At 54.0% G+C, this 25,902-nt stretch carries 20 protein-coding genes and 1 tRNA gene; 10 read left to right on the forward strand and 11 right to left on the reverse strand.

The features are described 5' to 3' along the window. Positions 1-23: 23 nt before the first annotated feature. From selA to EYC82_RS03840, 5 genes are all read left to right on the forward strand, one after another. Positions 24-1,439, forward strand: coding sequence for an L-seryl-tRNA(Sec) selenium transferase (gene selA, locus EYC82_RS03820; protein ID WP_279248226.1), 1,416 nt, complete (start codon positions 24-26; stop codon positions 1,437-1,439). Next, positions 1,436-3,352, forward strand: coding sequence for a selenocysteine-specific translation elongation factor (selB, locus tag EYC82_RS03825; protein WP_279248227.1), 1,917 nt, complete (start codon positions 1,436-1,438; stop codon positions 3,350-3,352). Before selA ends, selB begins: the two co-directional genes overlap by 4 nt. 17 nt (positions 3,353-3,369) lie before the next feature. After that, positions 3,370-3,463 (forward strand) — tRNA-Sec (locus EYC82_RS03830). A 61-nt stretch (positions 3,464-3,524) separates the two neighbouring features. Beyond that, positions 3,525-4,304 (forward strand): SDR family oxidoreductase, encoded by a 780-nt coding sequence (locus tag EYC82_RS03835; protein ID WP_279248228.1) that lies wholly within the window; start codon positions 3,525-3,527, stop codon positions 4,302-4,304. Between the two features lie 68 nt (positions 4,305-4,372). After that, entirely contained in the window at positions 4,373-5,443 is a 1,071-nt protein-coding gene (locus EYC82_RS03840; RefSeq protein WP_279248229.1) for an MBL fold metallo-hydrolase, read from the forward strand. Between the two features lie 190 nt (positions 5,444-5,633). Here EYC82_RS03840 and EYC82_RS03845 read toward each other — a convergent pair whose 3' ends face one another. The 4 genes from EYC82_RS03845 to EYC82_RS03860 all read right to left on the reverse strand — a co-directional run bounded on the left by EYC82_RS03845 (position 5,634) and on the right by EYC82_RS03860 (position 10,650). Further along, positions 5,634-6,791, reverse strand: a complete 1,158-nt coding sequence (locus tag EYC82_RS03845) for an acyl-CoA dehydrogenase family protein (RefSeq protein WP_279248230.1) — start codon at positions 6,789-6,791, stop codon at positions 5,634-5,636. Between the two features lie 4 nt (positions 6,792-6,795). Beyond that, the gene (locus EYC82_RS03850; RefSeq protein WP_279248231.1) at positions 6,796-7,968 is read right to left on the reverse strand and encodes an acyl-CoA dehydrogenase family protein; all 1,173 of its coding nucleotides are present in this window, start codon (positions 7,966-7,968) and stop codon (positions 6,796-6,798) included. Positions 7,969-8,009: 41 nt separating this feature from the next. Continuing rightward, positions 8,010-9,380, reverse strand: a complete 1,371-nt coding sequence (locus EYC82_RS03855) for a DsbA family protein (RefSeq protein WP_279248232.1) — start codon at positions 9,378-9,380, stop codon at positions 8,010-8,012. Between the two features lie 298 nt (positions 9,381-9,678). Continuing rightward, on the reverse strand, positions 9,679-10,650 hold the full coding sequence (locus EYC82_RS03860) for an NAD(P)H-dependent flavin oxidoreductase (RefSeq protein WP_279248233.1): 972 nt from the start codon (positions 10,648-10,650) through the stop codon (positions 9,679-9,681). 427 nt (positions 10,651-11,077) lie between these two features. Between EYC82_RS03860 and EYC82_RS03865 the strand changes: the two genes are divergently transcribed. Continuing rightward, a complete protein-coding gene (locus EYC82_RS03865; protein ID WP_341475049.1) occupies positions 11,078-13,174 on the forward strand; it encodes a carboxy terminal-processing peptidase in 2,097 nt (698 codons plus the stop codon). A gap of 11 nt (positions 13,175-13,185) precedes the next feature. On the opposite strand, the gene cysG is transcribed toward EYC82_RS03865, so the two are convergent. Genes cysG through EYC82_RS03895 form a run of 6 tightly spaced genes read right to left on the reverse strand, consistent with a single transcriptional unit; the run spans position 13,186 to position 20,574 of the window. Further along, complete coding sequence (gene cysG, locus EYC82_RS03870; RefSeq protein WP_279248234.1) at positions 13,186-14,580, reverse strand: siroheme synthase CysG; 1,395 nt, start codon at positions 14,578-14,580, stop codon at positions 13,186-13,188. A 4-nt stretch (positions 14,581-14,584) separates the two neighbouring features. Next, positions 14,585-15,883, reverse strand: coding sequence for a serine--tRNA ligase (gene serS / locus EYC82_RS03875; protein ID WP_279248235.1), 1,299 nt, complete (start codon positions 15,881-15,883; stop codon positions 14,585-14,587). 45 nt (positions 15,884-15,928) lie between these two features. After that, positions 15,929-16,306: a fluoride efflux transporter CrcB gene (crcB, locus tag EYC82_RS03880; protein ID WP_279248236.1), complete on the reverse strand. Its 378-nt coding sequence runs from the start codon at positions 16,304-16,306 to the stop codon at positions 15,929-15,931. A gap of 14 nt (positions 16,307-16,320) precedes the next feature. Beyond that, positions 16,321-17,655, reverse strand: a complete 1,335-nt coding sequence (locus EYC82_RS03885) for a replication-associated recombination protein A (RefSeq protein ID WP_279248237.1) — start codon at positions 17,653-17,655, stop codon at positions 16,321-16,323. Then, entirely contained in the window at positions 17,645-18,271 is a 627-nt protein-coding gene (gene lolA, locus EYC82_RS03890; RefSeq protein WP_279248238.1) for an outer membrane lipoprotein periplasmic chaperone LolA, read from the reverse strand. Before lolA ends, EYC82_RS03885 begins: the two co-directional genes overlap by 11 nt. Before the next feature lie 11 nt (positions 18,272-18,282). Beyond that, positions 18,283-20,574: a DNA translocase FtsK gene (locus EYC82_RS03895; RefSeq protein ID WP_279250647.1), complete on the reverse strand. Its 2,292-nt coding sequence runs from the start codon at positions 20,572-20,574 to the stop codon at positions 18,283-18,285. Positions 20,575-20,908: 334 nt separating this feature from the next. Here EYC82_RS03895 and trxB point away from each other — a divergent pair, with 334 nt between their 5' ends. The 4 genes from trxB to infA all read left to right on the forward strand — a co-directional run bounded on the left by trxB (position 20,909) and on the right by infA (position 23,610). Continuing rightward, positions 20,909-21,856 (forward strand): thioredoxin-disulfide reductase, encoded by a 948-nt coding sequence (gene trxB, locus EYC82_RS03900; RefSeq protein WP_279248239.1) that lies wholly within the window; start codon positions 20,909-20,911, stop codon positions 21,854-21,856. Positions 21,857-21,865: 9 nt separating this feature from the next. Further along, positions 21,866-22,579 (forward strand): leucyl/phenylalanyl-tRNA--protein transferase, encoded by a 714-nt coding sequence (gene aat, locus EYC82_RS03905; RefSeq protein WP_279248240.1) that lies wholly within the window; start codon positions 21,866-21,868, stop codon positions 22,577-22,579. Continuing rightward, a complete protein-coding gene (locus tag EYC82_RS03910) occupies positions 22,576-23,286 on the forward strand; it encodes an arginyltransferase (protein WP_279248241.1) in 711 nt (236 codons plus the stop codon). Before aat ends, EYC82_RS03910 begins: the two co-directional genes overlap by 4 nt. Positions 23,287-23,391: 105 nt before the next feature. Further along, positions 23,392-23,610, forward strand: a complete 219-nt coding sequence (infA, locus tag EYC82_RS03915) for a translation initiation factor IF-1 (protein WP_148063084.1) — start codon at positions 23,392-23,394, stop codon at positions 23,608-23,610. Positions 23,611-23,616: 6 nt separating this feature from the next. On the opposite strand, the gene clpA is transcribed toward infA, so the two are convergent. After that, positions 23,617-25,902, reverse strand: coding sequence for an ATP-dependent Clp protease ATP-binding subunit ClpA (clpA, locus tag EYC82_RS03920; RefSeq protein ID WP_279248242.1), 2,286 nt, complete (start codon positions 25,900-25,902; stop codon positions 23,617-23,619).

The following is a 25,902-nucleotide window of genomic DNA, read 5'->3' on the forward strand; positions in this document are numbered from 1 at the left end:
GACGTAGTTTTTCAGGCACCGAAATGCAGGATAAAGATCTCACCAACGATATGGCGAAACGCTTCCAGCAACTCCCGGGGATAGATACCCTGCTGCAACTCATGACAGCGGAGATCAACACCTGGGGTCGCGACGCCGTTGTAAATAATCTACGAGATCTCCTCGTTCGGTTGCGCGCGGAAATTGCCCGCGGTGGCACTCCCGACTGCGCTATCGAGTCGATTCGAGACAATGCGATAGCTGCCCTTTCCGCCTTAAACGTATCGAGCCTTATGCCTGTTATTAATCTAACGGGGACGGTTTTACACACCAACCTTGGCCGCGCCGTGCTGCCGCAAACCGCACTGGATGCAGTAATGACTGTCGCCGGCTCACCCAGCAATCTGGAATTTGACCTGGAATCGGGTCGTCGCGGTGAGCGGGATTCTCATGTTGAGTCGCTGATTTGCGAGTTAACTGGCGCAGAAGCAGCGACGGTAGTAAACAATAACGCCGCAGCAGTGTTGCTCGTACTGAATACGCTGGCGATGGGTCATGAAGTCCCTGTATCTCGTGGCGAATTGGTCGAGATAGGCGGTTCATTTCGGATACCGGAAGTAATGGCTCGCGCCGGTTGCCAACTGGTCGAGATAGGTGCGACTAACCGCACTCATCTCACAGATTACCGCAATGCCATTGGCGAAAAGACCGCGTTACTGATGAAAGTGCATACCAGCAACTACAGAGTAGAAGGCTTTACGCACAGCGTCGCAGAGGTGGAATTGGCTGCTCTTGCGGCAGAATATTCCCTTCCGCTAGTGGTCGATATGGGCAGCGGCAACCTGGTGAACTTCACAGCGCTGGGCTTGCCCAGAGAAGTCACTGCCGCCGAGACCCTGGCCCAAGGCGCAGACATCATCACGTTCAGTGGCGACAAGCTTCTGGGCGGGCCGCAGGCAGGATTGATTGCCGGTCGTCACGACCTGATTGCTGCGATTAGAAAAAACCCGCTCAAGCGTGCATTGCGCGTCGACAAGATGACACTGGCCGCCCTTGCTGAAACTCTCAAGTTATACCGCGACCCGGATGACTTGTTGAAAAGCCTGCCAACGCTGCGTTACCTGACCCGTGATGAAGCCGATATTCATGCTCAGGGGCAAAGGCTACTCCCTCTCATCAAGCAGACTATCGGACCGTCTTACACCGTGACGGTTGAGCGTTGCCTCAGCCAGGTGGGCAGCGGGTCGCTGCCGGTAGATTTGCTGCCAAGTTCTGCACTGCAGTGCAGGCCCGCATCGGGCCATGACGAATCCCTGCGTCGTCTGCAGCAAAGCCTGCGCGATCCACCCGTCCCGGTTGTAGGTCGGCTGCACAAGGGCTCTCTGTGGCTGGATTTACGCTGCCTTGAGGTGAAAGACGAGGACGCGCTCATTGGTCAACTTCAGCATGTTGCGCCGTGATTGTCGCCACCGCGGGTCATGTTGACCATGGTAAAACGTCACTAATCAAACACATTACCGGGGTCGATACTGATCGGCTGGAAGAAGAAAAGCGACGTGGCTTATCTATTAGCCTGGGCTATGCCTATTTGCCGCATGTAACGGGATTGCCTGTTGGTTTCATTGATGTCCCCGGACATCATCGCTTTATCAATACAATGATAGCGGGCGTTGGAGGTATTGATTTGGCTTTACTCGTGGTCGCTGCAGACGATGGTGTGATGCCGCAGACCCGAGAACATCTCGACGTAATACGCATCCTCGGCGTTAAACGCATTATCCCTATTATCAGCAAGATAGATCGCGTAGGTGAAGAGCGGTTGCGCGCGGTTGAATCCAGCGTGGGCGAACTGCTGCACGACCTGCGCTGGCAACAAGAAGATCCGTTTCGAGTTAATAGCCAGAATGGCCTCGGTGTAGATTCCCTGAGAGCTCACTTATTGAATTGTGCCGCACAATGCGACACGCGCGATGCCACCGGTGTATTTCGTCTGTCGATGGATCGTGTATTCCGTGTTAAGGGGGCAGGGCTCGTGGTGACCGGTACAGTCACAAGTGGCTCCATTAGTACAGGCGATGAAGTGCTGGTGCAGCCGGGCGCAGCCAGCCTGAGGGTGCGCGGCCTGCGCGTACACGACAAGAATGCAATGAGCGCGACCGCGGGGCAGCGCTGTGCGTTAAACCTTAGCGGCAAGGGTGAAGTGGCTCGCGGTGGCTGGCTGTTGGGGCCCGGTGCAGCACCCCTATCAATGTGCCTGGACGTGCGCTTACAACTTCTGGGAACGCTACGTTTCTCCCTAAAACACCTGACTCCGGTGAAGCTTTACCTTGGTTCGCAGCGGGTGGCCGGCCGGCTGGCGCGCTACACGCGCGAAACATCATCGCTCGCGTTAAATGCAGGTGATGATGTAATAGCGCATCTGTTACTGGATGAGCCTGTCCCCGCCTTCACGGGTCAGCGCTACTTGTTGCGCGATGCCTCTGAGGAAACTCTGCTGGGCGGTGGTATTATTCTGGATCCACAGGGTTTTTATCGTGGCAAGCCGGGCGCGCACAGACTCGCCTACCTTGAAGCGATGGCAGAGCCAACGCCCGACGCCGCGTTGCGGCGCCTCTTAGAGCATGATCAGGTGATTGACCTCGCACGCTTTCAGCGTGCCTGGAATATGTCTCAAGAGACTGCGGCTCTGCCTGGCATCAATGCTGGCAGGGCTTTTGACGCAGACGGCAAATCCTGGCTGACTAGCAGGGCGAAATGGTCAGCAACAGAGCAGGCGCTCGTCTCTTTCGTGTCTGGTTGGCACCGAGAACGTCCGCATGAAAAAGGCATCAGACCGGGCCTGCTTCAGCGGACCATGGCCCCGGCACACGGAATACCTCTCGTGCTAGGTGTACTCTCCGCCTGTTTGAAAAATGGAACGTTAGGCCTCGTCGGGGGTTGCATCATGCAGCCGGGATTTATTCCGCATATCGAGGAGGAAGCCGATAATCAGTGGCGACGTGTAAAAGAATGCCTGTCAACGAGTGGTGCAGCCATTCCCTTGTTATCAGATATTGCTGACCGCACGGGCATGAAGCTACAAGATGTAAGAAAAGCTACGCAAATTGCGGTGAAGCTGGGTCGGGCGTTCCAGGTCTCTAAGCGGCGCTGCGCCCTGCCCCCCCAATTGCTTGAATTTGCCAAGGACATCATTCAGTTGGACAGGGCCGATGCAGAAATCACGGTTGCTGTTGCCAAGCAACAATGGGGAACAGGGCGTAACCTCACTATCGAGATACTGGAGTATTTTGATGATATCCGTTTCACTCAACGGCGCGACAATACCCGCGTCGTCTTGGACAGGTCACTTCCAGCGCGGCTGTATAATGCGTAGACTTCTGCATTGCTACCGGAAGAGCGACGCCCCCGGTGGGGTGCCTGGTCTTCAAAACCAGTGAGGTGTCGACAAGACGCCTGGTGGGTTCGACTCCTACCTCTTCCGCCACTAGCGCACATAGAATATGTTTCGTGCAGAATGAACCATCAGCACACCCGAAGAGGTCTACATGCAGATTAAAAACAAGGTTATTGTTGTCACAGGCGCTGGCAGCGGCATTGGCAAGGCACTGGTATCCCGCTTTATGTCCCTTGAAGCTCAGACGGTAATCGCCGTTGATCTGCACTCGGATACTGCACAGCAGACTGCTGCTGAGTGCGGCTGTGTTGCTATAACGGCGGATGTGGGCAAAGAGGATGATGTGCGCCGCGTTATCGAGGAAACAGAAAGAACAGCGGGACCCATCGACCTCTTTTGCAGCAACGCTGGGGTTGCCCTGGGTCCCGATGAGCAAGCAAATAACGATGAATGGCAGACAAGTTGGGACGTTAACGTCATGTCCCATGTCTATGCCTCCCGTTACCTTGTCCCACGCATGATTAAGCGCGGTGGAGGCTACTTTCTTATAACGGCCTCTGCCGCGGGTCTGCTTAATCAAATCGGTGGCGCCGCCTATGGCACCACTAAACATGCTGCTGTGGGTTTCGCAGAGTGGCTCGCTTTGACCTATGCCCATCAGGGCATAAAGGTATCCATGTTGTGTCCACAGGCGGTACGAACGCCGATGATCGCGAATATTGATGATCAGGGCTCTCAGGCAGCGTCCGGAGACGGCATGATTGAGCCTGAGCAACTAGCAGAGATCGTGGTCGAGCACCTTGAGCGAGAGGCATTTCTGATCCTCACTCATCGAGAAGTAAAAGAGTATATGACGCGCAAGGCCGCTGATTACGATCGCTGGATCGGGGGGATGAACCGCCTGTTCCGGAAGTTGGCCGGAATCGCTTAACGGCTCACGTTTTTTCATTGGCTGCCGAAAGGCATTTTAAACGCAACGACACTGATACAGGATGCTCTATGAAAAAGCTTATATTTACCTTTGTCATGCTTTTGCTTGCTGCTGCTTTTGTTTACAACCAGCGCGGGCCTATTGCCAAGACCATAATGGCCCGGGGTGCCGAGGCACGGATGACCTCGAACGCGATCGACGATCTTGAAGATGGCTTACATGTCGTTGTTTGTGGCGCTGGAGGGCCATTACCCTCCTCCAATCGCTCTGGACCGTGTATCGGCGTGATCGCGGGCGAAAAGTTCTTTGTTGTAGATGCAGGAACGAATGGCCTGCGCAATCTCGTAACTTTAGGGTACCCCGTTGGCGATATACAAGCCGTATTGCTCACTCACTTTCACTCGGACCATATTGATGGGCTGGGTGAAATGGCAACGATTCGCTGGGTGAACGGTGCCAATACCTCACCCCTGCCCGTCATAGGGCCAGAGGGCGTCCAAGCCGTAGTTGAGGGTTTTAACACTGCCTACGCACAGGACGAAATTTATCGCAACGAGCATCACACCGACCTCGTAGCGCCTCTAAAGGGTGCAGGCATGAATGCTGCCCCTTTTCCTTCGCCCCCTGAGGGCTCGCTGATCACCGTGTATGAAGATGGCGCATTGAAAATACAGGCTTTGGCCGTTGAACATGACCCAGTGCGGCCTGCCGTTGCCTATTTATTCACCTACAAAGACCGCTCGCTCATGATCAGCGGCGATACGGCCCAATCTGCTAATCTCGAACATTTTTCGCAGGGCGTTGACTTGTTGCTGCATGAGGCTTTGTCCCATGACCTTGTAATGATTATGCATGAAACGGCGAAAAAGGTTGGCAACGAGGTGCTCGCCAAGATTACGTTCGACATTCTTGATTATCACGCTTCGCCAGTAGAGGCTGCCGAAACCGCCAGAGAAGCAGGCGTCGGACACCTTGTTTATTATCACGTGGTACCACCTCTCATCTTCCCGGGCATGGAGGCCGCATGGGTAGAGGGTGTTGATGACATTTTTCCAAACTATACTGTCAGTGAGGATGGCACCGCTATCTCCCTGCCCTCTGGATCCACAGAAATCATTATAACTGCTGAGGGAATGTAGCCCTGCCCGCCCACTAACGGGCTGCGCTTTGCAAGCCGCTGGCCGGATGCACCGACGAAAACGGATCGCAGTACTGATCATACGCTGCGCCATTCCTCGTCGCGTGTCGACTGCCTGAGCCCATGCAGGTAATGCTACAGCGTCCACCGGCAGGTAGCGGTTGTACTTTTCCAGACAACGCTGCAGCGGTTCACGCTGCGCGCGCATCACCCGCTGGCGTGTTATTTTCCAATTCGGCGAATAATCGCTGATGATGATCTGAATCGCCAAGCAGGTTGTTAAGTAGCATCAAACGCTTAACATAAAATCCCACGGACAATTCGTTCGTCACGCCCATGCCACCGTGCAACTGAATAGCCTCGCCGCCGATAAGCTTGCCGGCACGGCCTGACATTGTTTTGAGCGCCAACAGGCTACGCTGGGCATCGTCACTATGCTCCTGCGCGGTGCACACTGCTCTGAATAGCAGGGACTTGACGTTCTCGCAGGCACCAAACATATCGACGAGGCGATGCTGCAGCGCCTGGAAACTACCAATTGTGGTGCCAAACTGCTCTCTTGTCTTGCAGTAGTCGAGCGTCTGCGCATTCAACGCTTCCATCAATCCCAGCGCGTGTGCACAAATGGCGAGCCGAGCCTGGTCGACTACAACTGCCATGGCCGCGTATCCTTCATCGACTTCTCCGAGAAGCGCTTCTGCACTGACGTTAACAAGCTGGATATCCGCAGCCTCCTGCCCATCATTCATGGGATAACATTCGCGCGACAGGCCGCTGGCGCCTGCGTCTACCAGAAACAAACTCACACCCTCTCGGTCTGACTGACCGCCACTGGTACGCGCGGTAACGATAATTTTCTCTGCTGCGCCGCCATTTAATACCACGTTTTTCTCACCGTTAATCACCCAGCTATCGCCCTCTCGAGTTGCTTTAGTAAGAATATCTGTCAACTCATAGCGACTCTGCGGTTCCAGATAGGCAAGGGCGCCCTGCAGATCACCACCTATGATCGCCGGGAGGTACTTCTCTTGCAGCGCAGTGTTCGCAGCTTCCTGAAGTAGGCCACCGAACAGAAGTACAGTAGCCAGATAAGGCTCAGCAACAAGCCCCCGGCCGAACTCCTGCATGATGACCATTGTATCGACCGGACCACCGCCGAAACCGCCGTGCTCCTCGGCGAAGGGTATAGACAGCCAGCCAAGCTCGGCAAACTGCTGCCAGTTTTCCCGGCTAAACCCATTGTCCATAGCGATTGCGTCATTACGCTGCTCTAAACTGCAGTTCTCTGCGACAAAACGGGCGATTCCGTCTTTGATAAGGCTCTGCTCTTCACTTAGGTTAAAATTCATTGTTCTACCCCTTCAGGCCAAGGACATATTTGGCAGTAATGTTTTTCTGAATTTCGTTCGAGCCACCGTAAATTGACGATGCACGTCCTCGGAAATACAGTTTGCGGATATCGTCGCCAACCTCCAGCTCCCTTTCATTACGGCCAAGTGTGCCGCTCATGTAGCCCGCAACGTCCATGCGTAGCTCTTGAATGGTCTGCTGAATTTCTGTGCCTTGCAGCTTCAGCAACGAGGACTCAGGACCTGGCTCATTGCCCTCGGCAATAGCAGCCAGTGCGCGCAGTTCAGTGTACTCAAGGGCCATAAGCTCAATCTCAACATCTGCCAAGCGCTTCGCAAACACAGGGTCTTGCAGCAAGGAATGTCCTCCGTTCACTTGTTCACGCGCTTCGTCTTTCAGCAAGCTAAGAGCGCGTACGGAACTGGCTACTTCAGCAATCGAGAGCCGCTCGTGAACAAGCAGTGATTTAGCATATGTCCATCCCTTACCCTCTTCGCCGATACGGTTTTCCACTGGAACACGCACGTTGTCGAAAAAAACTTCGTTCAGGTGATGAAACCCGTCGATGGTATCGATGGGGCGCACAGTGATGCCCGGCGTATTCATATCGATTAAGAGAAATGTGATTCCTTCTTGCTTGCGGCCTGAGTTATCTGTCCGTACCAGACAAAAAATCCAGTCGGCATACTGGGCATAGCTTGTCCATATCTTACTGCCGTTAATCACGTACTCGTCACCGTCGAGGTCTGCCCGAGTTTTGAGTGAGGCGAGATCTGAACCCGCTCCCGGTTCTGAATAACCCTGGCACCACCAATCTTCGCTTTTCAGTATGCGCGGCAAGTACTTCGCTTTTTGCTCATCACTTCCGTAAGCAAGAATGACCGAGGCGACCATGGTGACGCCAAAAGAGATTGTTTCGGGCGCTCCCGCTGCCGCACGCTCGGAGTTGTAGATAAAATTCTGCGTAACACTCCACTCTGCACCACCGTGTTCGGCAGGCCAATGCGGCGCCATCCAACCCTTTTTGTAGAGTCTCCGCTGCCACTCTTCCATGCCTTCTTTCATCGTAGAGATCTTGGAAACGCGTGCCTGCAATGCAGGGTCCCAAGCTTCATCGAGAAACGATTTAACCTCCTGCTGAAAAGAAAGGTCCTCTTCACTTAATCGTATATCCATTTTCTATCTCCTATTCATTGATAATATTCTGTCCGATTAATTTAATCGGCGGAAGACAACTGTCGCTGAATTTCTCTGGCAACAAGCCACAGTCTGTCCTGACCCCATATTGCAAGGCATTCTTTACCTGTCTTATCCGTTAGTCGAAAACTGGGCACACCCCACAGCCCCGCTTCGTACATCATGCCGCGATTCGCTTCCAGCAACCCTTCCCAGGACTCGTCATCTGTATGATGCTGCGCTGCACTCCAGTTCAATCCGGCCATCTCCACAGCTTTTTGCAGCCCCTTGGGGCGATTAAGGTTAACTCCGAGGGCAAAGGCACACCGCAGAAAAGCACTAAAGAACTCATTCCCGCTGCCCTGTTCGCAAGCCCATTGATAAAGCGCGTATCCTTTGCGCACAGGGTCTCCAATAGGATCATAAAAGTTGCCAAACGGCACACCGGCGGCGGCGGCCTCCCGGGCCGTATCGGAAAAGATATACATTCCTTTTTGGCGTGTTGCAGGTACACCGCGCATTACCATGGGCAATACGGGACGAACGACAAGGTTGACACCTGTCTCTTTCGCCAATTGCACTGTTCGGTCAAAGCTGATCGCCGTATACGGACTGCGCATCGATGGAAAAAACTCGAGTGTCAGGCTGCCGTTATCCTTTAATTGCCCTGCTTCAACAGGACGAGGCACCAGAGGTGGACTGCCCGCATCTCGGTCAACACCCAGCTCACGGAAGCGATGTTCGAGATGGTATAGCCGATCTACACCCCAATACCACTCGCCGCCGTAATAAAACATTGCCGAGGAGTAGTGCTTGAGTGCACGCAAGCGCTCATTGCCGCTTGCAATGCCTTGTCGGACCGCATGAATATCGGCCTGCCCGCATTGCTTGGCACACTGTAACAGTGCGGCTTTGTTACCCGACCACAGCGCGCTGCCAATGGCCTCGGCATGCTCCACAAATTCTGCACTGCTTTGGCGGGCTAGTACGCCTTCCGCAAGTGAAACCAGCTCAGGATCGGGCGCCTCCGGGTGCGAAGGGAAACTCAACCCGTACGCTGCCGCCACCTTCTCTGCATCATACCGCGACAACTGCAACAATAGATCCGGTTCGGGCGAGTTGTTACCGGAAGGCCCTGAGACGAGGTGGCAAATCAAGTCGACGTCATAACGATCTGCTAATCTCTTCAGAATTTGCGCTGCAAGATGACTGTATCCATCCTCAACCTGATGGAAATATTCCACCCGGTGTCGGTCACCTGCCTTCGTTCTCGCCCGCTCAGCTGCTCTATGCGCCCGCTCCAGTCGCGCTGGGCGGCTAACATGGCTCATGACACGAGAGGTAAGCCAGCGCAAAACAACGCCCGGGTCCATAGTGGCTGCGCCCCCCTGCTCCTCAAACTGTTTGTCCATGCAGCGTGTTCCTAAGCATCCGGCCTCACTCTTAACGCTATAGCGTTTCGGCCGTGTTTTTCTTTAAAAGTGCGTGTTGCGATAGGGCAGTGCGAATCCCAATGGCTCTTCACACGTCAAATAGATGTTTTCCGCCCAGAATCTACACGTCGAGTCAATCTGGGCTGATCCCGTGACATGTAAGCGACTCCGCGCATCTAAAGGTACGCCTCGAAATCGCTAGTGGTTCAGCTTGAGCCTGCGCCACACATCCCTTGTTCGTGTAAAAACACGGCGCTAGTAACAGCGTCGATCCGAACTAAGCGGCGGTCATACTCCCGAGCCGCTGGTCGATAACTTCCTCCGCTTCGGCGACAATGTTGCTTACCAACTCTGCGCAGGTGGGGATATCGTTGATCAAACCACCGCACATACCGACGGTTACCATTCCAGCGTCGATATCACCGGTGGTCCAGACAATGTCCTGATTTTTCCCGGACACCAGAGCGTGCACCTGACCAAAATCGCCTCCCTGCTTTTCGATCTCCGCTACTTTTTGTGCAACCTCGTTGTCATACACCCGCGCCGTATTTCGGAATGAGCGAAAAATCAGCGAGGTCTGGGTTTCGTCCATCTCTACAATTTTTTGTTTAATATTGTGATGTATGGGCGCTTCCTGAGTCACCATAAAGCGAGTACCCATGTTGATGCCGTCTGCCCCTAGCGCCAGTGCCGCAGCGAGGCCGCGGCCGTCAGCCAAACCGCCAGATGCAACCACAGGAATCTTGAGTCTCTGTGCAGCAGCGGGAATTAAAACCAAACCGGTAACATCCTCCTCACCAGGATGGCCCGCACATTCAAAGCCATCAATACTCACCGCAGCAACACCAACACGTTCGGCCTTGAGCGCATGGCGCACTGCCACGCACTTGTGTATGACTTTTATGCCGTGCGCATTAAATACCTCCATAAAAGGTTCCGGACTACGACCTGCTGTTTCCACGATCTTGACGCCGCTGCGACAGATGACGTCGACGTAGTCATCGTAACTAATCTCAGTCGACACGACGCCAACCGTCAGGTTAACGGCAAAGGGCTTGCTGGTGAGCGACTTGCATTTTTCGATCTCGAGCTCCAGTTCCTCCGGCGTGGGGCAAGTCAACGCCGTCATAACACCCAGCGCACCGGCGTTGGACGCCGCGGCAGCAAGTTCGGCTGTACCCACTCTCATCATGCCCCCACAAATAATCGGGGTCTCAATACCAAACATTTCGGTTAATCGAGTTTTCATAGAATCTATTATCCTTTTCGGTCGGTTAATCTTGGCTCGCTCGCACTCCCGGCACCTGCGCAGTGGCTTGCGCCGGCGGGGATCCCCGCTCAACAATCACCGTTGATCCGGTTGAAGCAAGCCCACGTTGCGGCGCATCTCGTCCGCACACTAAAAGCGGCTCGCGCTACACTATATTGCCATAGAGTGTGACATTATTCTGGGATACTTTCAAATATCCCGCTCTTACCCTCTCCCCAACGACATGAGTTATCTGTCTCTAGAGCGCACTATGCCCTATACTAACCGCGCACTGCTTTTCAGGCTATCCGGAGATAAATGCTAGCGGAACGCTTATCAGATGAAGTGTGAACATCCCGACACTTGTGCGGTCCAATATCTCATGGCCACCGTAATTACAACTGCAAGGCATTACCTAAGGAATATTTTGAAAACAGTACCGCACAAAATGCTCATCGGAACCGTTGCCCTCTTCACAGGCATGCTAGGTCTATTGAGTACGCCTGCCTGGAGCTTGATTGAGCACACCAAGACGCAACGTGAGTCTGTAGTGGAAATGCTGGAACAGCTTGAGGAGCGACATTATTCTAAGCTCAGCTACGATGACGCACTCTCCTCGCAGCACCTGGATAGCTATATTGATAGCTTAGATCCTGGCAAGATGTTTTTTTTCGCCGATGATATAAGCGAGTTTAATCAGTACAGATCGGTAATGGATGACCACCTGAAGCAAGGCAAGCTGGACGCGGGTTTTGCCATTTTCAATCGCTATCACGAGCGACTGCGGAGTCGCCTCGAATCACTTATAGACACACTGCCACAAACCGCAGCGGCGCTGGACTTCAGTGTCGACGAAAATTATTCGTTGGATTTAGAAACACGACAATGGGCTAAGACGCAGGCACAGCTCGATGATCGCTGGCGCAAGCAACTGAAAAATCAGGTGTTGGGTCTGAAAATGGCAAAGAAGCCCGCGGAGGAGATTGTTCCGACACTCGAGAAGCGGTACGCAGCGCAGTTGAGAAACGTCAAACAGTATAATAGCCAGGATGTGTTCCAGATATACGCGAACGCACTGACCGAGCTATATGACCCTCACACCAACTACCTTTCACCGCGTACGACAGAAAACTTTAACATCAACATGAGCTTATCTCTCGAAGGCATTGGCGCAGTACTGCAGAAAGACGATGAGTATACGAAAATATCGAGTCTGGTCGCTAAAGGTCCGGCCGATAAGCAAGGAGCTTTGCAACCATCGGACCGAGTTGTCGCGGTTGGACAAGACCTGGAAGGCGCTATGCAGGACATCATTGGCTGGCGTCTCGATGAGGTGGTGGAGTTGATCCGCGGTCCCAAGGGAACCACTGTTCGGCTTGAGGTGATCCCTGCGAAGTCTAAATCAACAGACGAACGCAAGACAATAACGATTGTTCGTAACACCGTAAAACTGGAGGAACAGGCGGCCCAAAAGAAAGTGCTGGAGATACCGCAGGGAGATAAGATTACTCGGATCGGCGTTATCGATGTGCCTGCGTTTTATATCGATTTCGACGCAATGCGACGGGGCGAGGAAAATTACAAAAGTACGACGAGGGACGTCAAGCGCCTGCTGGGCGAGCTGGAAGAAGCCGGAGTGGAAGGCATTATAGTCGATTTGCGCAATAACGGCGGCGGCTCGCTACAGGAAGCGAATGAGTTAACTGGCTTATTTATCGAGTATGGTCCAACCGTGCAGATACGACACTCCTCCCGCCGCGTTTGGCGAGACGGAAAACGCCTCAAGTCATCCTACTACGACGGCCCGCTTGTGGTTCTGGTTAATCGGCTCAGCGCGTCTGCTTCGGAAATTTTTGCCGGTGCTATGCAGGATTACGAACGCGCTATTGTGGTGGGCGACAGGTCCTTCGGCAAGGGCACAGTGCAGACACTCGTTCCACTGACAGAGGGGCAGCTCAAGATCACTGAAAGCAAATTTTATCGCATATCCGGTGAAAGCACGCAGCATCGAGGCGTGGTACCCGATGTGTCGTTCCCGTCGGTCTTTGATACGACTGAGATAGGGGAAAGCTCGCTTGACCACGCCTTGAGCTGGGACAAGATTAGCCCCATCAGGCATATGAAATACGACAATTTTGCGCCTATTTTGCCCGACCTCAAAGACTTGTTCCATCAGCGAAGCGGCAAAAACCCTGAGTTCATTTTCCTGGAAGATCAGGTGGATTTGGCGCAGGAGACGCGAGAGCTAAAATTCCTGCCTCTCAACGAGGAGGCGCGCATCGCCTTGCGCAATGGTCAGGAAGAAAAAGCACTGGCCATTGAAAACAAGCGACGCAAAGCGCAGGGTGAGGAGTTGCTGACATCTTTGGAGAAGAATCCCGAAGAGGAGGACGCGGTCGCAACCCACGACAGCGAGATTGAGGTCGAGGAAGATGACGAAACTGACGTGCTGCTGATTGAGGCAGGACACGTGCTAATTGATATGCTTCTGCTATCGAACGAGCGTTTCGCACTCCAGCGATAGACACCGCGCCATCATCGCTCACTGCCTGCGGTCTGACCAAACCAGGACAACGTAGCATGGAGCTTTACAACAGGGCCGACAATGATCAACGTGGGTGCAGCCGGGCGCTCGCGTTCCACGATCCCAACAATGCTCTCAAGTGTGCCTGTTAGAACACGCTGCGTCATTCGTGTGCCCTGCTCGATCAAAGCAACCGGGGTATCTGCTGCCCGACCGTGCGCTTGTAGCTGTTCACAAATCACACGCAATCCCATCAAGCCCATGTAAAAAACCAGCGTTTCAGAATCCGATTGCAGACTGGCCCAGTCATGCTCAACTTTGTCACCCTTAAGATAACCGGCAACAAATCGAACTGACTGAGCATAGTCACGATGCGTCAGCGGGATACCCGCATAGCAAGCGGCGCCATTGGCGGCAGTCACTCCCGGTACGACCTGAAAGGGTATGCCCTGTCGCGCCAGTAATTCAATTTCTTCACCGCCGCGACCAAAGATAAACGGATCTCCTCCTTTTAAGCGCACGACACGCTTCCCCTCCATGGCGAGATCTACAAGTAATTGGTTGATGTCCTGCTGCGCGACGCTGTGGTCAGCCCTGCGCTTGCCCACGTAGATTCTCTCGGCATCTCTGCGGGCCATGTCAACTACCTCCTGCGAAACCAGTCTGTCATAAAGAACGACGTCCGCACATTGCAGTAGACGAGCTGCTTTGAAGGTCAAAAGATCCGGGTCCCCGGGCCCCGCACCCACCAGGTAGACCTCACCTGAACATCTCTCCACTCCCTCCAGGTGATCCAGTAGTTGGGTTTCTGCGTCCTGCAGGCGTCCGGCGAATACCTGTTCGGCTACCGTGCCTTCAAGCATCTTCTCCCAAAACAGGCGGCGGGCGCTGTCTGCCGGCAGCTTCGCCTTTACATTTTCGCGAAAGCGCCCGGCAAAGCGAGCAAGTTCACCGTAGGCAGCGGGCAGTAAAGCCTCGATATTGCGTCTCAATATTCGTGCCAGAACGGGACTGCGTCCACTGCTGGTAATCGCGACGACAAGTGGGTCACGATCGACTATCGAGGGAAAGATAAAGGTACACAGCTGAGGCGCGTCGACCACGTTAACCTGAATGGCCTGTGCGCACGCATGAAGGTACACTCGCTCGTTGACGCGCTTTTCCGGCGTCGCAGCCACCACGAGCTGCTTTCCATTCAGATGCGACTCCCGATACTCCGTCTCGTGCCACGTCCCGCCGTTTTGGTCGAGCAGGGATTCAAGCTCCTGGGTGATATCGGGGGCAACCACCGTGAGGCTGGCACCCGCTCGCAGCAGCAGCCTTGCCTTGCGCGTTGCGATCACTCCCCCACCCACGAGCAGCACCGGTGCGTCAGTGAGTTTCAGACAGACAGGGAGGTACTCCAAGGCTTCAGTTCCTGATCTCGCTGAGGCCACCCATGTAGGGTTGCAACACCTCAGGAATAGTAATGCTACCGTCCTGTCGCTGGCCGTTTTCCAGTAACGCAACGAGTGTTCGCCCTACGGCTAGCCCTGAACCGTTCAAGGTATGCAGCAGCTCCGGTTTACCGGTTGCCGGATTGCGCCACCGTGCCCGCATACGTCGTGCCTGGTAGTCGCCGTACAGGCTGCATGAAGATATTTCACGGTAGGCGCTCTGCGCAGGGAGCCAAACCTCCAGGTCGTAGGTTTTCTTTGCAGAGAAGCCAAGGTCGCCTGCACACAGGATCACCTTGCGGTAGGGTAACTCGAGCATCTGCAGGATAATCTCGGCATGCCCTGTGAGCTCCTCCAGCGCACGCTCTGACTGATTCGGGCGCACCATTTGCACCAATTCGACCTTTTCAAATTGATGTTGCCTAATCATACCCCGAGTGTCCTTACCATAACTGCCCGCCTCACTGCGAAAACAGGGCGTATGGCAGGTATAGCGGACGCCGAACTCGCCCAATTCTGTGTCCTCGAAAATACGGTCGCGGGCGATATTAGTTACCGGCACCTCTGCCGTTGGTATCAGATAAAGCTCTTGATCAGTACGAAGCTTGAATAAATCTTCCTCAAACTTGGGCAACTGACCCGTACCCTGCAGCGATTCTCGATTCACTATGTAAGGTACATAGACCTCTTCATAGCCATGCTGCCTGGTTTGCACATCTAACATAAACTGTATTAGCGCTCTGTGAAGCCGAGCCAACGGTCCATACAAGACGGTAAACCGCGAACCCGTGATCTTGCCAGCGGTTTCGCTATCGAGCAGGCTCAGAGATTCTCCCAGTGCCACATGGTCCTTTGGTTCAAATTCAAACACTGGCGGTACGGACCAACGCAGCACTTCGTGGTTATCTTCTTCGCTGCTTCCGAGTGGAACCTCTTTCGCAGGCAGGTTGGGCGTGGCGAGCAGGAGTTCATCTAGCTCAGCCTGCACCACTTTGGCTCGAGCGGTCTGCTCATCCAGTTGAGAGGCTATTTTTTCCAGAGTCTCGTTAACCTGGGCCTTGGCATCATCAACATTCATGCCCTGTCCCACCAGAGTACCGATTTGCTTTGATGACCGTTTTCGTTCTGCGGCCAGGCTCTGGCTTTCCATATCGGCTTTTTTACGTCTCGCATCCAGCGACCTGAACAGCTCAACATCGAATGTAAATCCCCGTGCCGCCAGCGCCGTGGCGATCTCTTCGGGGTCTTGCCTCACCGCCTTGATATCCAACATCCCTATTTTCCTGTCAAAAAAATTGAATTAAAGCCAGTTATGGATTTATGCAAGCACTCTCGTTAGCTGTATGGCTAGGCCCGCCATCACGACGCAGAGAACCGCACTGCCGAGCATGTATCCAATAGCATGCAATGTATGTCCAGCCTCGAATAGCACGATCGTTTCCAGCGAGAACGTAGAAAACGTTGTAAAAGCTCCGAGAAAACCAACCATGACCACCTCACGCCAATCCGTATGAATCATTTGGCGTTCCATAATCAGCACATACATGACGCCAATTGCCGCGGATCCCACTACATTAACCAGGAGTGTGCCTACGGGTATCTCTCCTTCCCACAGCGAGTGTATCCAGTTGGCCAGCAGGTGACGGGCAAGAGCGCCTGAAGCCCCCCCAACTGCAACAAATATCAGGTATTTCATGTCAGCAGACCGCCTCAGTCGTAGCGGCGTATTGTACTTGTTTTGTCGCGCTGCCGCAGATCATCAAGCTTTTTCTGAATCTTTTGCTCGAGACCGCGGTCCACAGGATAATAATAGCGCCGATCCTTGAGACTTTCGGGCAGATAACTCTCTCCCGCGGCATACGCCTGGGGCTCGTCGTGGGCATAACGATACCCTGCCCCATGCTCCATCGATTTCATCAGTTCTGTCGGCGCATTGCGCAAATGCAGCGGAACCTCTTCGGTGCCGCCCGCGGCCACATCGGCCTGTGCCGCCCCGAAAGCGCTGTAGGCTGCATTACTTTTGGGCGCACATGCGAGATAGAGCACAGCCTGGGCAACGCTAAGTTCACCCTCTGGACTGCCCAATCTTTCCTGCACTTGCCACGCGTCCAATGCGAGACTGAGCGCTCTCGGATCGGCGTTGCCAATATCCTCACTGGCCATGCGCACTACGCGGCGCGCAACGTAAAGAGGGTCGCAGCCTCCGTCGAGCATACGGCAAAACCAGTACAGGGCTCCATCGGGTGAGCTTCCGCGCACCGCCTTGTGCAAGGCGCTGATATGGTCGTAGAACAGATCCCCTCCCTTATCGAAACGCCGAAGAGAGGCCTGTAGTACTTCATCAAGGGTGGCTTGTGTGATTCGCCCGCCCTGTGACAGGTCCGTGGCAAGTTCAAGCACATTCAAACCGCGTCGAGCGTCGCCGTCGGCCTCTCGTGCAATGCGCGCTAGGCAGCCGCTATCGGCACTGAAAACATCACCGAGCATCGCCAGCCCACAGCGTAATACGCCCTCCACTTCTGCCATTTCAAGTGGACGTAGTTTGTACACCCGGGTGCGGGAAAGGAGCGCATTGTTTAGTTCAAACGAGGGGTTTTCGGTAGTAGCGCCAATGAAAATAATGGTGCCGTCTTCGACATGGGGCAAGAATGCATCTTGTTGAGATTTATTAAAACGATGCACCTCGTCCACAAACAGCACAGTATCGCGCCCCAGGCTTTTTTGTTGCCGTGCCACGTGGATTGCTTCACGTATATCCTTTACGCCGCTGAGAACAGCTGACAGCTGTATAAATTGCGCATTGGCATGCTCCGCAGCGATTCTCGCCAATGTGGTCTTCCCCACCCCAGGCGGACCCCAGAGAATCATAGAGTGTAACTGTCGATTGTCGATGGCTCGCCGTAAAGGTTTACCTGTGGCTAGCAGATGCCGCTGACCAACGTAGTCGTCAAGTGTATCCGGTCGCATTCGCGCGGCAAGGGGCTGGTATCCGTGGTCCGTGTCTGTTGAACCCGATTCGCTCGCCTCGAAGAGGTCATTCGTCATGGTAAAACAGGTCAGCTTCAGCGGGAGGATTAAAAGCAAAATCCGAGGCTGTCAGCGTGACTGCACTATCAGCGAGAAAAAAATCAATAACCACAGATTGATCCAGCGTATCGTGAATCACCATCTGCCTGAGAGAGTCCGCATCGAGAGTAAGATTAAGCTGCTTGAAGCCCATCTGGGGCGTCAGTGGGGTTAGCTCGAAACGACCCGGCTCCAATTGCACCACCGCAAAGTTTTCCCGCAGCGCACTGCCGTCGCCGCCCAGTATTTGTAAGGGCGTCCACTCTGCTCCCGTGGTAACTGGTCGTCGGGTTGCCGTCTCGAGATCGCGATCATGGTGCCAAAGGTATTCCGGTCCGGCAATAATCAGCTGCCGATCGGGCTGTTGTATCTCCCATGAAAAATAGCCCGGGCGCAAAAGACGAAACGTGCCGCCGGACTCAGTCAGTAGCTCGCCCCGTGACCCGTATTGGCGTTGTGTAAATTCGCCCTGCAATTGATCCAGAGGGGCCAGTGCATCGAGCAGCGCATCAATCGCATTGTCCGGACTGGATGACTGTGCAAAACTCAGGCAAGAAAAACCTGTTAGCAGCAGTGTGAACGACAGGCTTTTCATACGCTTCCCCATCAGGATTCCGGCGGAGGAGGCGCGAGCACTTCCCGCTGTCCGTTGCTACCCATTTCTGTTACCACACCCGCAGACTCCATTGCCTCTATCAGTCTAGCGGCGCGGTTGTAGCCTATCCGCAGTTTACGCTGTACCGAAGAAATGGAGGCTCTGCGACTCTGGGTGACATAATGCACAGCCTCGTCATACAGCGCATCGCTCTCCTCGTCGCCATCAGAGGACGCCTCGGACTGCAGTTCCGACGGTGTTACCGCTGTACTGCTACCTTCATCAAGCAAGCCATCGATATAAAGCGGATCTCCACGCTGCTTCCAGTCGGCCACGACCCTGTGTACTTCTTCATCACTACAAAATGCACCATGTACTCGGTTCGGTACACCACTCCCGGGAGGCAGATATAGCATGTCACCGTGCCCCAGTAGTTGTTCAGCACCGCCCTGATCCAGGATCGTGCGCGAATCGACCTTGGAAGAGACCTGAAACGCAATCCGCGTCGGCACATTCGCCTTGATAAGCCCGGTAATGACGTCAACAGACGGTCGCTGGGTCGCCAGAATAAGATGTATACCGGCCGCGCGAGCTTTCTGTGCAATCCGCGCTATCAGTTGTTCGACCTTTTTGCCTACGATCATCATCATGTCGGCAAACTCGTCAATAACAACCACGATGCTTGGGAGTTTTTCAAGGTCCGGAGGAGTCTGCTCCGATTCCGATTGCTCCAACGTCGGCTGAGCCTGCCAGATTGGGTCGGGAATCGGTGAGCCGGTTTTCGCCGCTTCTTCAATCTTGCGGTTGTAGCCGGACAGGTTTCTTACACCCAGTGCCGCCATCAACTTATAGCGCCGCTCCATTTCGGCCACACACCACCGCAGCCCATTGGCCGCATCCTTCATGTCAGTGATGACGGGCGTGAGGAGGTGCGGCACGCCATCATAAACCGATAACTCCAGCATCTTCGGGTCAACCAGAATCAGCCGCACGTCTGCAGGCCCAGATTTGTAAAGCAAACTGAGCAACATGGAGTTAACACCCACCGACTTACCGGAGCCAGTCGTCCCGGCGACCAGCAAATGAGGCATCTTTGCAAGGTCGGCCACCACAGGCTGCCCTGAAATATCGTGCCCCAGCGCGAGTGTCAGTGCGGATTTAGATTCTTCGAACGCCTTCGATGAGAGCACTTCACGAAAGTTAACAATTTCCCTGTGCTCGTTGGGTATCTCGACCCCTACGACCGATTTGCCCGGGATGACCTCTACCACTCGCACACTGATGACTGCGAGGGAGCGGGCCAGATCCTTCGCGAGGTTTGATATACGCGATACCTTGACTCCGGCAGCGGGCTGTATTTCAAAGCGAGTAACCACTGGCCCTGGATAAACTGCCGTGACTTCTGCGGACACACCGAAATCGAGGAGCTTCAATTCGAGCAACTTGGAGATACTCTCCAATGCTTCTTTAGAAAATCCAAGGCTGGGGTCCTTAACCTGTTCGTCGAGCAATTCAAGCCTGGGAAGATCACCCGTAGCGGGTGCCTCAAATAATGGCTGCTGTTTCTCTCGCTCTACCCGATCGCCTTTTTCTATGGTTTTTTTCAATGATTTAATTTTTGGCGGTGGGCGCTTCTTTTCTTTCTCTACATGCTCGGTGATAACCAGCTTGCGAGCTTCTACCGCCTTTTCACGCTCGCGTGAGTCGCGGTAGTTTTCCAGTGCAGTCGAGATACGCGTGCGTGCGAGACCATAGAAGCGAATACTGTAGGCGCCAATTTTTTCCGAAAGCGTCATCCAACTCAGGTCGGTGAAAATAGTGATTCCAAACAGGAATATCGCGAGCAGGATAAGGCGACTTCCGACTTCACTGAACGCGGCGGTAAAGCCGCCACCGATGGCCTGACCCAGAATCCCGCCACTCCCCTGGGGAAGCCCCCCGGGGACACCCACATCATTCATTGCCGCCAATGCTGTCCCGGCGATCATCACAAGCACCAGACCCAAAGCTCTTATGCCGAAGGTGGTCCAGTCAAAACCCTTCTCTTGTGCGCGGTGTAATAACAAGATGACAGCACGATAGGCGAGCAAGAGGGGAAACAGGTATGCGGCATAGCCCACCAGGGAAAAAAATACGTCAGCGAGCCACGCGCCGGTGGGCCCTCCCAAATTGTTAGTGCTGCCACCTGTGCCAGTCGAGGACCAACCGGGATCACGATTGCTATAAGTCAGCAGCGCAATCATCAGGTACAGGCAGACGGCCGAGACGCAGATAAATGCGCCCTCGCGCAGGCGCGGGGCCATGAAACTCTCTGCGTTTGTACTCTTGGGCACGTCGTTACTGGTCCTCGCGTCTCTTTGCTGTGAATGAAAAGCCCGCAGCGGGAGACGTCTATCAGGTTTATAGCGAGAAATTATTATGGCGCTATTTGCTATTTATTTCAAAGAGTTATACAGAACATTTAATAGCAATATCACCTTTGTTCGCGACTGCTCTTTAAAGTACCATAGTCAGCCCCAATACAGAACGAGCAGGCCCTGTGCATGCGATATATTCACGGCGTACAGGAACTGGAAAAACATAGATCTTCTACAGGGTAAAACGCCCGCTACAGCAGATAGCAAGGAACTAATTTACATGAGCGAAATCCAGCACCACCGCCTGATCATCCTCGGCAGCGGCCCCGCGGGGTACACCGCAGCGGTATACGCCGCTCGCGCCAACCTCAAGCCGGTCGTTATCACCGGCATCCAGCAGGGCGGACAACTGACGACGACAACAGAAGTCGAAAACTGGCCCGGTGGGCATGCGGAGCTACAGGGCCCCGAACTTATGCAGCAAATGCAGGCGCATGTTGAGCGCTTTGATGCTCAGGTTCTTTTTGATCATATAGACGAGGTAGACCTCAGTGTGCGCCCCTTTTTGCTAAAGGGAACTGCCCGTTATAGCTGTGATGCTCTCATTATTGCCACCGGGGCATCTGCGCAGTATCTCGGTCTTGCCAGCGAAGAGACGTTCGCTGGCAAGGGCGTGAGTGCGTGCGCCACATGTGACGGCTTTTTTTATCGAAACCAGCGCGTCGCGGTGATCGGAGGCGGGAACACGGCTGTCGAGGAGGCACTGTACTTATCCAATATCGCCTCAGAGGTCATCTTGGTGCATCGACGCGACGCTCTGCGCGCAGAAAAGGTCCTGCAAGACCGCCTCTTTGCCCGAGAAAAAGAGGGTAAGGTTTCCATTATGTGGGATCATACGCTGGAGGAAATTGTTGGTGACGACAGCGGCGTGACCGGTATGGATATAAAATCCCTTAAGGACGATACGGTAACGCGCGTCGAGTTGTCGGGTGTTTTCATCGCTATTGGCCACAAACCCAACACGGAGATATTCTCAGACCACGTCGATATGGCCGACGGCTACCTGACTATTCATAGCGGCACCGAGGGCAATGCCACAACGACCAGTGTGCCCGGTGTGTTTGCGGCTGGCGATGTCGCGGATCATATCTATCGACAAGCAGTGACCTCGGCCGGCTTCGGATGTATGGCCGCCCTGGACGCGGAAAAATATCTGGACGCACTTTAATCACCTCGCATGGATGACCTCACCCGCCTGGGCAAGGAGATCGAATTTCCACCCTCTTCCCGGGCCCTTGACCATCCCAACGGACTGCTTGCTTACGGCGGGGAACTCTCCACCGAGAGACTTCTCGCAGCCTACCGCAGGGGTATCTTTCCCTGGTACGAGAACCCACAGCCCGTTCTCTGGTGGACGCCCGACCCGCGGTTTGTGCTATTCCCGGACAAGTTACATGTCTCTCGGAGCTTGCGCCGCACACTGCGCAAGGACCACTTCGGCTTACACGTCGACCAGGCGTTCAGTGCAGTCATGCAAGCTTGTGCGGCGCCCAGGAAAGGCTCAACCGGAACATGGATAGACCGAGAGATGTTGGCCGCCTACAGCCAACTGAATCGGGAAGGGATCGCACATTCCGTCGAGGTGACTAATCCAGAGGGAACACTGGTAGGCGGGCTTTACGGGGTCTGCTTGGGCCGCGTGTTTTTCGGCGAATCCATGTTTAGCCTGGAAACTGACGCCTCGAAAGTAGCCCTGGTTGCGCTTGTTGACATAATGCGCCGCGGTGACTTTCACATGATTGACTGCCAGCTTGAAAACCCTCACCTGACTTCGCTGGGCGCGCGCGGCATTCGCCGACTGGACTTCGAAGAGCGTCTTGCGCAAACTGTGGGTGACGAAGTTGATCGCAGGATCTGGTGCCTGCCCGACAACTGCGGAGGTTTGTTGTGACATCATCCCTGCGGGATCTCAAGGTCTATACGACCTACCCCCACAGCTGCAGTTACCTGCAGGATCAGGAGGCGACGACATTGTTTGTCGATCCGCGCCAGCCTGTTGATCAAAAATTGTACAGCCGTCTGTCGGTTCTTGGCTTTCGCCGCAGTGGTAACCATATTTATCGCCCACACTGCGCGCGATGCAATGCCTGCATTCCTTCGCGTATACCTACTCAGGAATTTGCGCCGCGCCGCGGCCAAAAACGGATCTGGCGACGCAACCAGGACCTGCAGGTCATCCGCACTGAGGCCATTAATGACAATGAGGCTTTCGACCTTTACTACCGCTATATCACCCAGCGACATTCGGATGGCGATATGTACCCGCCAGATCGGGAGCAATATGAAGGCTTTCTCAATAGTGTCTGGGATTGCACCCTGTATTTTCGCTTTTACGACAAAGGTCAGCTGGTCGCCGTTGCCGTGGTCGATAGGTTGGAAGACGGTTTTTCCGCTATTTATACTTTTTTCGATCCTGATGCAGATCGCCGTAGTCTGGGCGTCTTCGCAATTCTTTGGCAAATAGAGCAGGCTAAGCTACTGGGGTTGGACTACCTGTACTTAGGCTACTGGATAAGGGATTGCCAAAAAATGGCATACAAATCTGAGTATCGCCCTCTGCAGGTCTATAAGAACAGTCGCTGGGGCGATCTGATCTAGACACGCGATTATCTTGCCAGAGATAACCTGTTACACCGCACTATGGCGCTCGCGGTCACTTTGAGGCAAAATGCGCACCTTTCATAATGTAGGAACTGCCAGCCAATGGCCAAAGAAGATCAGATTGAAATGGAAGGTGAGGTTATCGATACCCTCCCCAACACAACCTTCAGGGTACAACTAGAAAACGGACACGTAGTGACTGCTCATATCTCCGGAAAAATGCGAAAGAACTATATTCGCATACTGACTGGAGACAAGGTGCGTGTTGAACTCACGCCCTATGACTTGTCGAAGGGACGCATTACCTACCGCGAGCGCTAATCGCGGTTACTCCCCCTGCAGCTCGACTTCTTTTTCCTCTTCTGTCGTTACCTCAAGTTCGTCCTGCGCCAGGTTGAGCCGCACCTTGGCGACACCACCTGAGCGGGCCAGCGAACCAAATAATACAAGCTCGGCCAATGGCTTCTTGATGTGCTCCTGTATCACACGCTCCATGGGGCGCGCTCCCATATGAATATCGTAACCCTTCTCTACCAGCCACCGGCGCGCGTCTTCATCTACATCGAGAGTAACGCGTTTCTCATCCAGCTGAGCTTGCAACTCGGTTAGAAATTTGTCGACAACGGTAAGGATGACATCCTCTGGCAACGCCTGGAACTGCACCACAGAATCAAGACGATTCCTGAACTCTGGCGTGAACATTTTGTTAATCGCCTCCATCGCATCGCTGCTGTGGTCCTGCGACGTAAAACCGATAGACCGGCGGCTTATACTTTCCGCTCCCGCATTGGTTGTCATTATCAGGATAACGTGTCGAAAATCAGCCTGCCGGCCGTTGTTGTCTGTCAGTGTCCCGTGATCCATTACCTGCAGTAGCAGATTAAAAACATCAGGGTGCGCTTTTTCGATCTCGTCGAGCAGCACCACTGCATGCGGATGTTGAGTCACCGCATCGGTCAGCAACCCTCCCTGATCAAAACCCACATAACCGGGGGGGGCCCCGATCAATCGCGATACGGTATGGCGCTCCATATATTCGGACATATCAAAGCGGATCAGCTCCAACCCCAGTTGCAGCGCTAACTGTCGGGTCACCTCTGTTTTTCCCACGCCGGTGGGTCCAGCGAGCAGGAAAGAACCAATGGGTTTATCACCGCCGCGCAGGCCCGCCCTTGCTAGCTTGATAGACGTGGTAAGACTGCTTATCGCCTGCTCCTGGCCAAAAACGACCATTTGCAGATTCTGCTCGAGTTTTTGTAGCGTTTCCTTGTCGTCTGAGCTGACCGACTTTGGCGGTATGCGAGCAATCTTGGCAACTACCGCCTCGATATCGCCAACGCCAATCACTTTTTTTCGCTTCGACGGAGACAGCAGCTGTTGATAAGCCCCCGCCTCGTCGATCACATCGATAGCCTTGTCAGGCAACAAACGATCAGCGATATAACGATCAGATAGATCAGTTGCTACCCGCAAGGCTCTGTCGGTGTAGCGCAGCCCGTGATGCTCTTCAAAACGCGACTTAAGTCCTTTAAGAATCTTGTAAGCGTCGTCTGCGCTGGGCTCCATCACGTCAATTTTCTGAAAACGCCGGCTAAGCGCCTTGTCTTTATCAAAAATCCCGCGGTATTCGGTAAAGGTAGTCGAGCCGATACAACGTAATTTACCCGTTGTCAGCAAGGGCTTAAGCAGGTTACTTGCGTCCATGACACCGCCGGATGCGGCCCCAGCACCAATGATCGTGTGGATTTCATCGATAAACAAGATGGCGTTATCACGATTTTTGAGTTCAGAAAGAAGCCCTTTGAAACGTTTTTCAAAATCACCCCGGTACTTGGTGCCTGCAAGCAGCGCACCGAGATCGAGCGAAAATACGACTGCGTCCTGCAATATCTCAGGCACATCGCCCTCGACGATCTTTTTAGCCAGTCCCTCCACTATCGCGGTCTTGCCTACACCTGATTCACCAACCAGTAATGGATTGTTCTTACGTCGTCGTGCCAATATCTGAGCCACACGCTCAACCTCGTCAACACGGCCAATCAGGGGATCAATGTGCCCCTCCTGCGCCTCCAGGTTAAGGTTTGTCGCAAAACTATCCAGCGGGTTTCCCTCGCCTTCAGCAGCGCCACCCTCCTCACCCATTTGCTGGCTGGGCTCTGCTGACTCACCCTCGCCCCCGACTTTTGAAATGCCGTGCGTCATGAAGTTGACGACATCCAAGCGGGCAACATTCTGCGCTTTGAGGAAAAATACCGCCTGACTTTCCTGTTCACTGAAAATAGCAACTAAAACGTTGGCGCCTGTTACCTCGCTTTTCCCGGATGACTGCACATGAAACACAGCTCGCTGCAGAACCCGTTGAAACCCGAGTGTAGGCTGGGTATCGCGCTCGTCTTCGTCCTCGGGAATGAGAGGCGTTGTCGCATCAACAAACTCCACAAGATCACCTCGCAGGCTCCCGATGTCGGCGCCACATGCCTTCAGCACCTGGATGGCGTCGTTATTTTCCAGCAACGCGAGCAGCAGGTGCTCGACCGTCATGAACTCATGGCGTTTCGCCCGCGCACCTCTGAAGGCCTCGTTGAGCGTGTATTCCAGATCTTTACTCAGCAT

The organism is Candidatus Marimicrobium litorale (assembly GCF_026262645.1).
GTDB classification, from domain to species: domain Bacteria; phylum Pseudomonadota; class Gammaproteobacteria; order Pseudomonadales; family Halieaceae; genus Marimicrobium; species Marimicrobium litorale.